This is a genomic window from Marinobacter bryozoorum, assembly GCF_023156245.1.
GTDB lineage: Bacteria > Pseudomonadota > Gammaproteobacteria > Pseudomonadales > Oleiphilaceae > Marinobacter > Marinobacter bryozoorum.
Map to the genome: position 1 here is coordinate 75777 of NZ_JAKZAH010000003.1, position 13250 is coordinate 89026.

Below are 13250 nucleotides of genomic sequence, written 5' to 3' on the forward strand. Positions count from 1 at the left end.
GTTGCGCCATTTCGAATCATGATGAGCAGCTCAGATGCGATACCCCGCCCACATCGGAAAGCCCCGGCGGCTTCAGTCTGAAGTATTTCTTCTCCACGTCCTCAGATTGCTCCGCGTATGGCTGAGTGATGACATCTTGCAGTTCCCGCAGCAAGGTGTAATCCCCGGCTGCGGCTTGCTGATAGGCAGGCACAACGAACCATTCCCTCAGGCTGTACTTCGGGTTGACGAGCTTCATCTGGTTGGAAAGCTCTTCACGAGAACGGGATTGAGTGAGCGATTGCCAGTTTGCGAGCCACGCTGACCAGCGCCTGTCCATCCCATCAGGGTTTGCGGCATAGGTCGGGCCCTGGTAAAAGCTTTTCCTTAGCGGTTCGATGTTATCTGGCAAAGACGAGAGTTCACGGAAGAACATGGTGTAATCGACCGGAGTTTGCATCATCAGCATTGCCAGTTCGCGGAACAGTTCCGCGTCGAAAGCGTCGAGTCCGAGCTTGGCAGCCCACATCGTTTCCATCTTCGCCTGCATGACCTGCAGGAAATCACCCTCAATTTCATCGAGTTGCTGCAAATAGTTCGAATCCGACGTTAGCAACGGCCGCAACGCCGAACAAAAGGAGTGAAAGTTGCGTTCTGCCGCCATGGGTTGATTCAAAAACGAGAAATGCGCCCCGCCACCGGTCCATGGCTGGTACTGTGGATCAAACACATCAATGAAACCAAAGGGCCCATAATCCAGCGTAAAGCCGCCAGCTGCACAGTTATCGCTGTTGAAGTTCCCCTGGCAGTAGCCCACGCGGATCCAGTTCGCCACCAGTGATGTCAGCCGACTGCGGAACTCCCGTGCAAGCAACACGATTTTATCGGCGGTGGGCAGTGACTGATCAATAACGTCACTGTACTCACGATCGATCAGGTGCAGCACGAGCTTCTCGAGCTCCTCCATTGCCTGCGGGTGTTCCTGCTTGCGGGCACGACGACCGAATAGCTCAAGCTGCCCTACCCGGATGAACGACGGAGCCACACGGGTCGAGATGGCAACGGGCTCGGATACAAGAATATCGGGATCTGCTGAGCGTGAGCCCTCCGAATACCACGGGCGCCTGACTTGCTCGGTTTTTGACACGTACAGGCTCAGGGATCGTGATGTGGGCACGCCGAGCGCGTGCATGTGCTCCTGGGCCAGGAACTCCCGCACACTGGACCGCAGAACAGCCCGGCCGTCCGCGCCCCGGCAGTAGGGTGTGCGCCCTGCCCCTTTCAACTGCATTTCCCAGCGCTGCCCGTTGATGACAGCCTCGAGCACGGAAATAGCACGACCATCGCCGTAGCCATTGCCGGTCTGGAACGGGCACTGCTGGTAGAACTCATTGCCGTAGATGGAAAGTGCGTAGCCACACGCCCAGCCAACGTTATGCAGAGGCGCGGGAACCCCGGATAAGTCGCCGGAGAACATGCGGATGAAGTCGTCGGACTGCGCCAGGCTGTCGGCGAATCCCAGCTCGTGAAAAAGATTCTTCCCGTGGGCGACGTATTCAGGGTTTTCTATGGGCGTGGGCTGGACCGGAACATAGTGGCCCGAGAAGACCTGTCTTGGCGCGTGGTCGGCTCCGTCTGCTTTCGCGCCAGGATCACGGTTGAGCGTGTCGATGAATGAATAGTCTGCCAACGGCGCGACATCGTCGAGGGTTTCGACAACCGGGGGTGTCTCGCGGGGCAGTCGCTGTTGCATAGACAGTCCTCACACAGGGCTTTGATGGGGGGCTGGCGTGCCTTCAACCCGTTTTGTCACGCCTCGTCCGGGACAATCCCCAGCCGCTGATTGACGGCATCGCGGATCTCCCGGTAACGATCCGGTTGCCCGATCAAGGTGTCCAGGTCATCTTCGGGAAAGATCTCGCTCTTCTTTTTGCGGGCTTCCTCTTTGGTGAACACTGAGGGAATCAACTGCTCAAGGCATCGCAGCATCACTTCGGGCGACACCGACGCTCCCGGTGACGCCCCCAAGAGCGTACCGTAGGTTTTGTCTTCGGAGACAAGGATTTCCGTGCCCATCTGCAGGTCTCCGTCCTTGATGATCTGTACCCGCTGGCCAGCTTCGATTGGCTTCCAGTCAAATTTTGTGCTCAGGCCCGGCGCAAAGCTGTCGAGCTCTTCGAACATGCTCTTTTCGCCTTTAAACGTCTCCGAAACCAGATACCTCACCAGTGGGAAATGTTCAAAAAACACACTGAAAAACCCGGGTAGATCGTGGGCACGGATGGATTTCAGGTAATCCAGAAAGCCGCGACCGCGCTCGAGGACCGGTTTGAATGAGGCAAACGGTCCAAATAACAGGTAGTGCTTGCCCTCCACTACCCGCAAATCCAGGTGCGGGACTGACATGGGAGGCGCGCCCACCTTTGCCTTGCCATAAGTCTTGGCAGTGTAATATTCCGCCTGCTCCGGGCTGATTGGCGTCTGAAGAAACCGTCCACCCACGGGAAAGCCGGCGAACCGGTTCCTGAACGGCAAATGGCTCTTTTTCAGTAGCGGAAAAGCGCCCCCGCCGGCACCGACAAAGAGCACATCCGCCTTGTGCTGAACCGGCTTGTCTCCTTGTACCGCTTCGATAAGCCAGCTTCCAGAGGGGCTTCTGTGCACACGTCTGACGTGGGTGCCGTATTCGAATTTTACGCCAAGGTCATGCTCGGCATGCCTGGCCATGTGCTCGGTTAACGCACCAAAGTTTACGTCCGTGCCTGTTTCAACGACGGTTGCCGCCATTTTCTCGTGGTGTGGCCGCCCTTCCATGGTATAGGGAATCCAGCTTTTGATTTCGTCGAAGTCTTCCGAGTAGCGCATCTGCTCAAAAAAATGATGCGCGGACATTTCCTTGAATCTCAGGCGCAGTTCTTCGATGGCGGGTTCCGGAACGATGGTGCAGTGCCTGGTTTGTCTGATGAAGACACCGGGGTCTTTAATGGCGCCCTTTTCGATCAGGTGAGCCCAGAACTGCTTGGCAACATTGAACTGGGCATGGATTTTCAGGGCTTTTTCAACCGCGATGATCTCTCCGTCTACCGGGGTATAGTTGAGCTCACAGTTGGCCTCATGGCCCGTGCCAGCGTTGTTGAAGGCCCAGGAGTTCCCTGCCCCGGCCCGGTCCAGCCGCTCCAGTATGGTGATATCCAGGTCCGGTGACAGCTCCTTTGCCAGGGTAGCAAAGGTGGTTCCCATGATTCCGGCGCCGATAACAATGATGTTCATCTGGTTCTGGTCCTGTCCTGGTCGGAAGGGCTACGCAGGTTTGTTTAACGCAGCCAAACGCAACTGGAAAGTTTGAATGGTTCTCCCTGAGGATAGTTGTTTGGGGCGATAATGCACCATGCTCGCCATTGTCCCGGGCAGGTTCAACGTCTCAGGTCAGCCCGAACGGCTCTCCATGCTCGGCCCACTCTGAATCCGGCACGATAACGATCTTGCCCAGGTAGCCACTGCCGCGGTTGACGAAATAGTGCTCGGCATCGTGCAGCTTTGACAAACGGAAAGTCGCGTGCAGGACGGGTTTGAGCTGGCCGTTGCGGATCCATTCGATCAACTGTTCTGCCTCCTCGCGGGTGCCGTGGGAGACGCCGAATATCTGGACCTGGTAGAGGTAGATCCGCGTCCACATGATCCCGGTTAGATTGCCGGCGCTGGCGCCTGCGATACTCAGGCGCGGATAGTCCTGTCGCGATGGCATATCAAAGATCATGGCGTCTATGAACTGATTGGTCATCTCGCCACCCGCCAGGTCCATGACGGCGTCGAAAGGTGCTCCGCCGGTCACCGCTTTGACGCGTTCCTCGAAGTTGTCCATGTGAGAGCGGTCCAGGACGGCCTCGGCGCCCAGTCTTTTCAGGGCCTCGGCCTTGCTTTGCTGGCTCAGGGCGTAGGGTATGGCCCCCACAATGCGGCAGAGCTGGATCAGAGCCGTGCCCACGCCTCCGCTGGCCCCGGTGACCAGCACGCGTTCGCCTTTTTTGATCCGGGCCGACGTCATCATGTGGTAGGCGGTCTGGTAGGAGCACATGCCCATGGACGCCAGCTCGGCATCGGCCAGCTCCGGGTTGGCCACGTGGTGAAACTGATCGGACGGCACTGCCACATATTCGGCGAAACCGCCATCAGCGCCGTGGCCATAATAGTCCGGTGTCAGGTTGATGCCCCGGCGGTCGTCCGGATACAAGTTAAAATCCAGCAGGCCTCGTTCGCCGATGCGGGCTTCATCCACGCCCTCACCTACCGCGACCACACGGCCTACGATATCCGCCCCCTGGATTCTGGGGAACGTCAGCGTTGGCTCGCCGCCCATGGCGAAGGAGGTCACATCGCCCTTGTCCTTGGTGGGGTATAGCCCTTCACGGGCTTTGCGGTCGGTATTGTTCTTGGCGGTTGCCGTCACTTTCACCAGAACTTCGCCGCGCCCCGGGGCAGGTGTGGCGGCATCCTCCCTGTAAACCAGTTTTTCGGTCTCGCCATGGCCGGTCAGCACCATGGCCTTCATGGTTGCCGGGATCGTGTGTTCATTCATGTCGGGGCCCTCCGGTTACGAGTTCCTGAACCCTAAAGGTGCAACTCCGCACCTGCAATGTCGGGAATGTCATGATACTTGGCCAGCGCCTAAAAGCTCCTGGGGCGGAAACCGCGCGCTCGCCCATGTTCCCGGTTGCCGATTCATCGAAGAAAACGGTGCTCGCGCCTCTTTGACAAATCGCTAATAACCCCAAATGCTTGATACAGTGTAGGATGCGTTCTTAAACTTCGACTTTTACAACATTTTGCAATCCCGGGAAACGTCACGCATGCCATACGCCAGAATTACCGGCACAGGGTCCTACCTGCCGGAAAATGCCCTGACCAACAAAGACTTGGAAAAAATGGTGGATACCACCGACCAGTGGATCAGGGAGCGTACCGGCATTTCGCAGCGCCATGTGGCGGCCCCCGATCAGACCACCGTTGACCTGGCCGAAGTCGCTGCCCGGCGAGCCGCCGAAGCGGCTGGGGTTGAGCTGCAGGACATCGACCTGATTGTCTTTGCGACCTCGACACCTGACAAGATCTTCCCCAGCTGCGCGTGCATCCTGCAGGCCCGTCTTGGCATTCAGGGGTGCCCGGCGTTCGATATCCAGGCGGTCTGCAGCGGGTTTGTCTATGCCCTGTCAGTGGCAGATAAATTCGTTCGCACGGGCAGCAGCCGCAAGGCTCTGGTGGTTGGTGCAGAGGTCTTTTCCCGAATCGTCAACTGGGAAGACCGGGGCACCTGCGTGTTGTTTGGTGACGGGGCTGGAGCCGTGATCCTGGAGGCGGACGAAGAAACCGGTATTCTGTCTACCCATATCCACGCAGACGGCCAGTATGAAGAGTTGCTCCACGTGCCCTGCGGGATCGCCTCCAACTACGACCAGGTCAAGGCCGGCAAGGCCTTTATCGAGATGAAGGGTAACGAGGTTTTCAAGGTTGCGGTCAACACCCTCGGCAAGATTGTTGACGAAACCCTGGCCGCCAACCAGATGGAAAAGTCAGACATCGACTGGCTGGTGCCCCACCAGGCCAACCTGAGGATCATTGCTGCGACCGCGAAGAAACTGAACATGTCCATGGACCAGGTAGTGGTTACTGTGGATCAGCACGGCAATACCTCGGCGGCCTCCATACCCCTGGCCCTGGATGTTGCCGTGCGTGACGGCCGCATCAAGCGCAATGAAGTGGTTCTTCTGGAAGCCTTCGGCGGCGGCTTCACCTGGGGATCAGCCCTGCTGAGGTTCTGAGCCCCCGGCGTTCCGCCTTTCCAGTTGGATAACCGGCATCAGCGCAGCCGGTTATTCAGGGTGTCCACCAGTTCTGCCCAGTCTGCATCTTCCTCCCATTCCTCCTTCAGGAAATGGCGCTGGCTTTCGTTCCAGAAAGGTGCGTCTGGCAGCCGTGTGCCCTCTGGCAATGGTCGATGTTCCGCAATAAAGGCTTCAATGGCATCGCTATCACTGGGCAACCCCAACTGCTCAAACAGTTCTGACAATGTGTGAACCGGTTTTTCCATGAGGACCTCGTTGCAGTGAAAGTAAGTGGTGGCAAGGAGTCTGCGGCGGGAGCTTCTATCGCCGGAGTTCCTGATGCTGACCTGAAGTATAGAACGACTTTCAGGGTATGACCCATGACCTTGAATTAATGAATCGATCATAGGATGATTGCCTCCCCAGCCTTATCGCCTTGGAGGAGCCTGAGGCATGAAATTCCGCCTCGATACCTTCACTTTGCTACTTCTGGGCGCCATCGTGCTGGCGACCTTCCTGCCCGTGAGAGGGAGTGCTGCGGAGGCTCTATCCGTGGCCGGTACGGTCGCAGTTGCCCTGCTTTTCTTTCTTCATGGCGCAGCCCTGTCGCGGCAACAGATCATCGACGGTGCGACCCACTGGCGCCTGCACATTATTATCACTGCCTTCACCTTTGTCTTCTTTCCCCTGATGGTGCTGCCCGTCAATGCACTGAGTGGCATTGCTCCCCGATGGATGCCTGAAGACCTGGGGTTGGGTTTTCTCTATCTCGGGGTCCTGCCCTCAGCGGTATCGTCGTCCATCGCCTACACGGCAATGGCGCGCGGTAATGTCCCTGCAGCGATCTGCAGTGCGGCTGCCTCCAACGTATTCGGTATGATGCTCACGCCTTTCCTGCTGATCCTGCTGGTCAGTACCTCAGGTGGCGGCAGTTTTTCGGTACTCGAAGCACTGAAGGATATCGTGGTGCAGTTGCTGTTGCCCTTTGCAGTCGGACATGCCATGCGCCCCTGGCTGGGTGGCTTTCTGGCACGTCACGAAAACCTCGCGTCACGGTATGACCAGTGCGTAATCTGGCTGATCGTTTACTCGGCGTTCTCCCATTCCGTGGTGAGCGGACTGTGGGAGAACTTGCCGCTAACCGCTATCGGGCTGACTATCGTGCTGTGCTTTGCCCTGCTGGGGTTCTTTATGCTTGTGGCGCACCTGCTGGTACGACGCTTCGGGTTCAGCCTGGAGGACGAGGCGGCCGTGGTATTTTGCGGTTCGAAGAAAAGCCTGGCGTCGGGATTGCCCATGGCCAAGGTGCTGTTTTCCGGTCACCCGGGGTTTGGCATGATCGTGCTGCCCATCATGTGCTACAACCAGATACAGGTCATCGTCGGGGCCATGCTGGCACAGCGCTACCGCCGGCTTATTGAGGCGGCAAATGAACCGGCAGCCGCCGGCAAACCCTGAGTTGGGGCAGCCCCTGGCTAACCGCTGGCTCAGCCGCCTCCCCCGGTCAGCGCACCGAACAGGCTCGTAAGGATAATAATACCCACAATCCAGCCGAGAACCGCAGGCCAGAAGTTTGTCATCTGGGGACGTTCCTGTTGCGCATTGTCGTCGCCATGATCAGCGGGAAAGCTGATGCCCTGATAGCGGCCGGCATCGTCGAGTGCAACATCACCCTCTTCCTGCCGGTCCAGGGCGTCTGTCATGCCATACCAGCCGAACCAGTCGCCCAGGAAGCGTGCCACCGGTGCCGGCAGGCGGGATTCATCGGCAAGGGGGCGAAGTCGTGGTTCCAGCTCAACGCCGATGGCGGCCCGCACATGGTCCTGGTCCGCCGGCGGTTCTGTCAGGATGGCTCGCCAGATCGCCACATCCTGGGACCGGACATGGTCATTAAGCATGGCATTAACCTGGATGACCACTTCCCGGACGACTTGTTGCTCGCTGCCAGACAGGGGCGCGCTGCGTGACTCCGCCTGCCAGCCGGAAGCCTCGTTGCCAGGGGGCTCTTGCGGTTGTTGCTGCGCCTCACCTGCGGACACGGGGCCAGCAGTGGACACCGGGTGCCCGGCCTCTTCCATAGCGTTGTGATAGGCTGCTTCCAGCCGCCGGGCCTCTTCTCCCTCAGCAAACTTGCTTTGCTGCTCGAAAGCCTCCCGGATCCGGGCGTTATCGCGGGTTGGCTCAATGCCCAGTATTTCCCAACAGTTCATGAATCACGGTGCTCCTGGTTGCAGGCGGCTGACTTTCCGATATCATGCCAATTCCTGAGCTAATCTTAAAACAATATTCATCAGGCTCGTCTCCGGTAAGGCCCTAATTACCATGAACCACAAACTTGGCAACGCTAGCCCACCGGTCAAACCAGCTGGTTTGATGCTTGTGCTCGGCCTTGGCCTGGCCTTGTCCTCACCACAGGCTGGTGCCAGTGAATCCGAAGTGCCGCCCTGGCTCGCACTAGGCGAAACGGACGTGCCAGAAGGCGGCTATAGCGCTGTTCCCGAAGTCCTCACCACTGCCAGGCTACGCCAGCCCAAAGCCCGGGTGCCAGGCACCACCACTGTCATTTCCGGCGAGACCATCCGCGATCTCGGTATGGTTTCGCTGGCCGATGTGTTTCGCCTGGTGCCGGGCATGACAGTGGCCGCCGTTGAGAGCAATCAGCCAACGGTGAGCTATCACGGCACCGTAGCCTATGAACAGCGGCGGCTGCAGGTTCTGATTGATGGGCGTACCGGGTACCTGCCCAGCCTTGCGGACGTTGACTGGAATGCCATGCCGGTTCCCATAGAACTGATTGATCGCGTCGAAATCAGCCGGGGGCCCAACTCCGCCGCCTATGGCAACAACGCGTTCCTGGCGTCCATCAATATTATTACAATGTCGCCGGAGAATACGGCAGGCACCGGTCTGCACGTCCAGGGTGGTGGTCCCGGTATTCGCAACTATACCGCCTACCACGGCCGTACCCGGGACGATTACAGCTGGCGGGTTGCCTGGCACCGCAAGGAGTCGGACGGATTCGATTTTCAATACGACACCGGCAGTCAGCTGCGCAAGGCACCGATTCGGGATGGTTTCGAATTCAATCAATTCTATTATGACGGGGTTGTACAGCCCTCCCCCCAGCACTCTCTCGAGCTCCGCGCCGGTATAGTTGACGGCATTGACCAGGATGACCCGATAAAGATTGGTTCAGACCTGGGCATTCAGAACAACCCGGACGACGAAGTCCGGGATTATTATCTGCAGGCGACCTATGGTTTCAGCGGACTGGATAAACACCTGATCGAATTCCAGACCAGCTACCAGCGGTACAACCGTGACAAGGACTGGATCAGCTGCATCGAGCTCGGAGGCACCCCTGCTCCCATGTGCGCCAGGCTCAATGAGGATCTCAATCAGCACCGGCTGGAGTTCGAGCTCCAGGATACCTGGGAGATCAATCCCGATCTGAGACTGGTCAGTGGCCTGGGCTATCGGGAAGATGGCTACGAATCTGAAACCTATTTCGGGGGAAGTGGCAACATTTACCAGTCCCGCCTTTTTGCAAACCTGGAATATACGCCGCTTTACTGGCTGACCTTCAACGCTGGCGCGAACTACGAACATACCTCGCTGATGGACGACAGCTTCCTGTCCCCCCGGCTCGCTACCAACCTGCACCTGACCGAGAACCAGTCCCTGCGCTTTGTCTACTCACGGGCGGTCCGTACTCCCGACGCCCTGGAACAACGTGCAGACTGGGCGTACACCCCGAGAAACGTCAGCCCGTCAATCTACAGCGACCTCGAAGGCCAGCGCATCGATGAGGAGTTTGACTCCGTCAGCCCGGTAGACTTTTCAAGCTACTATACAGAAGCTCCCGGTGATCTGGATGAGGAACGGATTACCAGCAGGGAAATCAGCTATTACGGCCAGTTCCGTCTGGGAAGTGGCGTGGTTTCCACCGAAATTCGATACTTCTATGACGAGCTCAGGGACCTGGTAGCAGGCATTATCAATATCGAAGACTATGACCTTGGAAATCGCGTCGCCATCGACCAGCAGGGTATAGAGTTGGAAACCGCACTGGACCTGGGTGACACACGGCTTCGGTTGACCTACGGTTACATGGACCAGGAAGGGTGGTACACCGCCAATGACGGGCTGTCGCCCGACGAGCAACAGGAGACCGTAGCCCGCGAAGGCCGGTTATCGGTTCGTCACACGGGCAGTCTGGCCTGGATCCAGCGTTATTCCAATGACTGGAGTTCAGCCGTTGCCTGGTATGTCGCTGATGAATTCCGCAGTGGCCCTTACCAACGGGCCGATCTGCGCTTAGCGAAAACCGTGCACGGCCCCAGGGTGAGCTATGATATAGCCCTGATTATGCATCACTACCTCAATGACAACCCTTTGTTGAGCAGAGACAACAACTACAGGGATCGCAACCAGTTCTTCCTCGAAGCCGGTGTCCGTTTCTGACGAACCGCCTTTCAGGAAACTGATAATGACCAGGATGGGTATGGGTAGCTGTATTTCCCGCAAAGCCAGAAAAGTACGCCGCGCCGGTTTGCTCCCCGATTGGGGACTGGCGTTCGTCCTGCTTTTGGTGATGCCGCTTGCCCTTTTGGCGCAACCGCTCAACGCCGATGTGGTCTATCTGCAGGGATCGGCCAACCCCACCTTCAACCTGCGATTCACCGAACTGCTGCAGCAGCAACTCGGGCCTGAGACGGAGGTGCGCAGGTTTTCGTCTCTGCAGACGTTCGAGGGGCCGCCCGGACCGGTCATCACACTGGGTCAGGAGGCACTGACCCGGGTGCTGGAAGCCAGCACACAAAGGCAGGTACTCGCACTGTTGATTGATTCGGACACACTCGCGGGGGTGGCCGAGAATTCCGGAATCGCGATATCTACCATCTGGTACGATCCGCCACTGCTTCGTCAGGCCCTCATTGGCCGGACTATCCTCCCCCAGGCCAGCCGGATGGCCTTGCTGGCCCGCCCGGGTGACGCCGGTCGATACGAACCGCTGCTGGATGAACTGGCAGACTATGGTATCGAGGCACGGGTGTTCCTGGTGACGGGGGACGACTCACTGATTCCGACCCTGTCGCGGGCACTGAGCTTTGGCGATTTCCTGCTGGCGACACCGGACGATGCCATCTACAACCCCCGCACGATCAAACATATCCTGTTGACGACCTATCGACGTAACCGGCTCGTTATAGGCCCCAGCCATGCTTTTATCAGGGCTGGCGTGCTTGCCTCCTCCTATGTACCGCTGCCGGACTACGCCGCCAGGGCAGCACAGTATGTCCGGGAATGGCAACGTACCGGAAACCTCCCCGAACCGTCCTACCCGGATAGCTTCAGCATTGAGATCAACCGGCAGGTTGCCAGGTCCCTTAACCTGCCCCTGCCGGACCGGGAGCAGATCGTGGAAGAAGTCCGTGCCCTACTCCGGCAGTCGACAATGGAGGTGCGGCCATGAGGCAACGCACCGCCAAGAGGAGCCTGGCCAACCAGTTGCTGTTATTGGGTGCCCTGCCCGCCGTTTTGATGTTTATCGGGCTGATGGTGTTTTTCACCCATGCCCGCCTGACAGATGCCCGCCAGGAGCTTTTCGATTCCACCCAGGTTTTGGTTGATAACCTTGCCCCGGCCATGGAGTACGCCGTCGTTTCCGGAAACCTTGAAGTCCTCGAAGACCTGCTCAGCCAGGCCAGCAGCCGCACCAGCCTGGAATGGATCCGGGTTACCGATGTGGTTGGCAACCAGATGGCGTTTGTGGGTAGCGAGCGCTTCAGCGAGTGGCCCGGCGCCGACCAACAGCAAGAGGGTATTCACCGATTCAGTTCCGATATCCTGCAGTTACCCGTGACCCTGGGCAGTGCCAGTGAAGACTGGTTCGAGCCGGACTACCGGGTGTCCGGCGGGGCCATGCGGGTAGGAACGGTAGAGGTTGCAGTTAGTGAGCAGCGTCTGACCGAAAGGCGCGGTGATATCCTGCTTACCTCCGGTGTGGTCGGTATATCACTGCTGGTTTTTGCCCTCCTGCTGATTTACCGCCTTACGGCGACCCTCCTGGAGCCCATGCAAACACTTGCTGACCGGGTCATGGCCATGACCCGCAGGGATTACCGGGAAAGTCCCCCGGTGGGCACCCGGGTCGCCGAGTTTGCCCAGCTGGAAGATAACCTGAACCAGCTGGCCCGCAACCTGGGGAACCTGCAGGAATCACGGGACCAGACCCTTGCCCTTTCGGAAAGCGCCCGTGAAAAAGCCGAACAGGCCAGCCAGGCCAAGACCGAATTCCTTGCAGTGATGAGCCACGAGTTACGCACACCACTGAACGGCATGCTGGCAATGGTAGACCTGGTTTCCGAGCAGCCGCTGACTGGCCGCCAGGCGGATTACCTGAACACTGCCCGGCGCTCCACTGAAGACCTGTTGACCCTTATTAACGACATCCTGGATGTTTCCCGCCTGGATCAGGGCACATTGTTACTGCAATCACGTCCGTTCAACCCCAGGGAACTGGCAGAGAACTGCATGGCCAGTTTCCGGCATGCGGCCGAGCAACACGGCCTGCAGCTGGCACTGGAGCTTTCGGGGAACTGGCCGGACGAGCCCGAGGTGGCGGGTGACGCAGTACGGTATCGACAGGTACTGGCCAACCTGCTCGACAACGCCATCAAGTTCTCGGATCAGGGTGTCATCAGGGTGACCATGGACTGGCACCTGGAGGCTGATGATTGTGTCTTTATCACGTGCGAAGTAGAAGATAATGGACATGGCATTGCGCCGGAACAGCTGGAGCAGGTATTCAACAGTTTTGAGCAACTGGACTCATCCCATTCGCGGACTACCGACGGAACCGGCATCGGGCTTACCCTGGTTCAGAAGCTGGTAGAGCTGATGGGAGGCCATATCAGCCTGGCCAGTGACTTCCAGGAGGGCTCCAGTTTTCGCTTTGAAGTGCCTTTTGAGCTTATTCGTCATGCGCAGGGCAGCCAGCCCGAATCACCGCAGGGCCAACCAACGCCCCAGGAAGGGGTGGAACGGCAAACTCCGCGGGCGCTGGTGGTGGAGGATAACCCGGTTAACCAGCGAGTGGCACGCACCCTGCTCGACCGCCTCGGATTTGACACCGCAGCCGTGACAAACGGGCGTGAGGCGGTCGAGTCCGTTACCTGCACCGACACGCCGTTTACCGTCATCCTGATGGACTGCCATATGCCTGTCATGGACGGCTTTGCCGCTGCCCAGGCCATTCGGGAATGGGAGCGCCAGGAAGAACAGCACCAGATTCCGATTATTGCCCTGACAGCGGATGCGTTACCGGGTACGGAAAAAAGCTGCCTGGAAGCGGGAATGAACGATTACCTGTCCAAGCCCGTCCGTAAGGAGCAGCTCAGGAGCGTACTGAGTCGCTGGGTGCCGCTTTAACCCCGGGTCGGTTACCCG

The 13250-nt window shown here is 58.4% G+C and carries 10 protein-coding genes; 5 read left to right on the plus strand and 5 right to left on the minus strand.

All coding sequences use genetic code 11. From position 1 onward, the window contains the following. Positions 1 to 16: 16 nt before the first annotated feature. From MLC59_RS02730 to MLC59_RS02740, 3 genes are all read right to left on the minus strand, one after another. The gene (locus MLC59_RS02730; RefSeq protein ID WP_248230673.1) at positions 17 to 1732 is read right to left on the minus strand and encodes a protein adenylyltransferase SelO; all 1716 of its coding nucleotides are present in this window, start codon (positions 1730 to 1732) and stop codon (positions 17 to 19) included. Positions 1733 to 1788: 56 nt separating this feature from the next. Next, positions 1789 to 3249: a malate:quinone oxidoreductase gene (locus tag MLC59_RS02735; RefSeq protein ID WP_248230674.1), complete on the minus strand. Its 1461-nt coding sequence runs from the start codon at positions 3247 to 3249 to the stop codon at positions 1789 to 1791. A 151-nt stretch (positions 3250 to 3400) separates the two neighbouring features. Further along, positions 3401 to 4555 (minus strand): zinc-binding dehydrogenase, encoded by a 1155-nt coding sequence (locus MLC59_RS02740; RefSeq protein WP_248230675.1) that lies wholly within the window; start codon positions 4553 to 4555, stop codon positions 3401 to 3403. Positions 4556 to 4826: 271 nt separating this feature from the next. On the opposite strand from MLC59_RS02740, the gene MLC59_RS02745 reads away from it, so the two are divergent. Further along, positions 4827 to 5795 (plus strand): beta-ketoacyl-ACP synthase III, encoded by a 969-nt coding sequence (locus MLC59_RS02745; RefSeq protein ID WP_248230676.1) that lies wholly within the window; start codon positions 4827 to 4829, stop codon positions 5793 to 5795. Between the two features lie 38 nt (positions 5796 to 5833). Here the strand turns inward: MLC59_RS02745 and MLC59_RS02750 are convergent, their stop codons facing one another. Then, positions 5834 to 6064, minus strand: coding sequence for a DUF2789 domain-containing protein (locus MLC59_RS02750; protein ID WP_248230677.1), 231 nt, complete (start codon positions 6062 to 6064; stop codon positions 5834 to 5836). A 187-nt stretch (positions 6065 to 6251) separates the two neighbouring features. On the opposite strand from MLC59_RS02750, the gene MLC59_RS02755 reads away from it, so the two are divergent. Continuing rightward, entirely contained in the window at positions 6252 to 7256 is a 1005-nt protein-coding gene (locus MLC59_RS02755; protein WP_248230678.1) for a bile acid:sodium symporter family protein, read from the plus strand. Positions 7257 to 7285: 29 nt separating this feature from the next. Here MLC59_RS02755 and MLC59_RS02760 read toward each other — a convergent pair whose 3' ends face one another. Further along, positions 7286 to 8008, minus strand: a complete 723-nt coding sequence (locus MLC59_RS02760; RefSeq protein WP_248230679.1) for a J domain-containing protein — start codon at positions 8006 to 8008, stop codon at positions 7286 to 7288. 112 nt (positions 8009 to 8120) lie between these two features. Here MLC59_RS02760 and MLC59_RS02765 point away from each other — a divergent pair, with 112 nt between their 5' ends. From MLC59_RS02765 to MLC59_RS02775, 3 genes are read left to right on the plus strand one after another with little or no spacing between them, the layout of a single operon-like run. Next, positions 8121 to 10262, plus strand: a complete 2142-nt coding sequence (locus MLC59_RS02765; RefSeq protein ID WP_248230680.1) for a TonB-dependent receptor plug domain-containing protein — start codon at positions 8121 to 8123, stop codon at positions 10260 to 10262. Positions 10263 to 10287: 25 nt separating this feature from the next. Further along, positions 10288 to 11274 carry a type 1 periplasmic-binding domain-containing protein gene (locus MLC59_RS02770; RefSeq protein WP_248230681.1) on the plus strand — a complete coding sequence of 329 codons (987 nt, stop codon included), beginning with the start codon at positions 10288 to 10290 and terminating at the stop codon, positions 11272 to 11274. Further along, entirely contained in the window at positions 11271 to 13232 is a 1962-nt protein-coding gene (locus MLC59_RS02775; RefSeq protein ID WP_248230682.1) for an ATP-binding protein, read from the plus strand. The genes MLC59_RS02770 and MLC59_RS02775 overlap by 4 nt, the downstream gene beginning before the upstream one ends. The last annotated feature ends 18 nt before the right edge of the window (positions 13233 to 13250 follow it).

Coding starts and splice junctions, on each gene's coding strand:
- MLC59_RS02735 (WP_248230674.1), bottom strand. CDS start 3,249: ATGAACATCATTGTTATCGGCGCCGGAATCATGGGAACCACCTTTGCT.
- MLC59_RS02755 (WP_248230678.1), top strand. CDS start 6,252: ATGAAATTCCGCCTCGATACCTTCACTTTGCTACTTCTGGGCGCCATC.
- MLC59_RS02770 (WP_248230681.1), top strand. CDS start 10,288: ATGACCAGGATGGGTATGGGTAGCTGTATTTCCCGCAAAGCCAGAAAA.
- MLC59_RS02730 (WP_248230673.1), bottom strand. CDS start 1,732: ATGCAACAGCGACTGCCCCGCGAGACACCCCCGGTTGTCGAAACCCTC.
- MLC59_RS02760 (WP_248230679.1), bottom strand. CDS start 8,008: ATGAACTGTTGGGAAATACTGGGCATTGAGCCAACCCGCGATAACGCC.
- MLC59_RS02765 (WP_248230680.1), top strand. CDS start 8,121: ATGAACCACAAACTTGGCAACGCTAGCCCACCGGTCAAACCAGCTGGT.
- MLC59_RS02740 (WP_248230675.1), bottom strand. CDS start 4,555: ATGAATGAACACACGATCCCGGCAACCATGAAGGCCATGGTGCTGACC.
- MLC59_RS02750 (WP_248230677.1), bottom strand. CDS start 6,064: ATGGAAAAACCGGTTCACACATTGTCAGAACTGTTTGAGCAGTTGGGG.
- MLC59_RS02775 (WP_248230682.1), top strand. CDS start 11,271: ATGAGGCAACGCACCGCCAAGAGGAGCCTGGCCAACCAGTTGCTGTTA.
- MLC59_RS02745 (WP_248230676.1), top strand. CDS start 4,827: ATGCCATACGCCAGAATTACCGGCACAGGGTCCTACCTGCCGGAAAAT.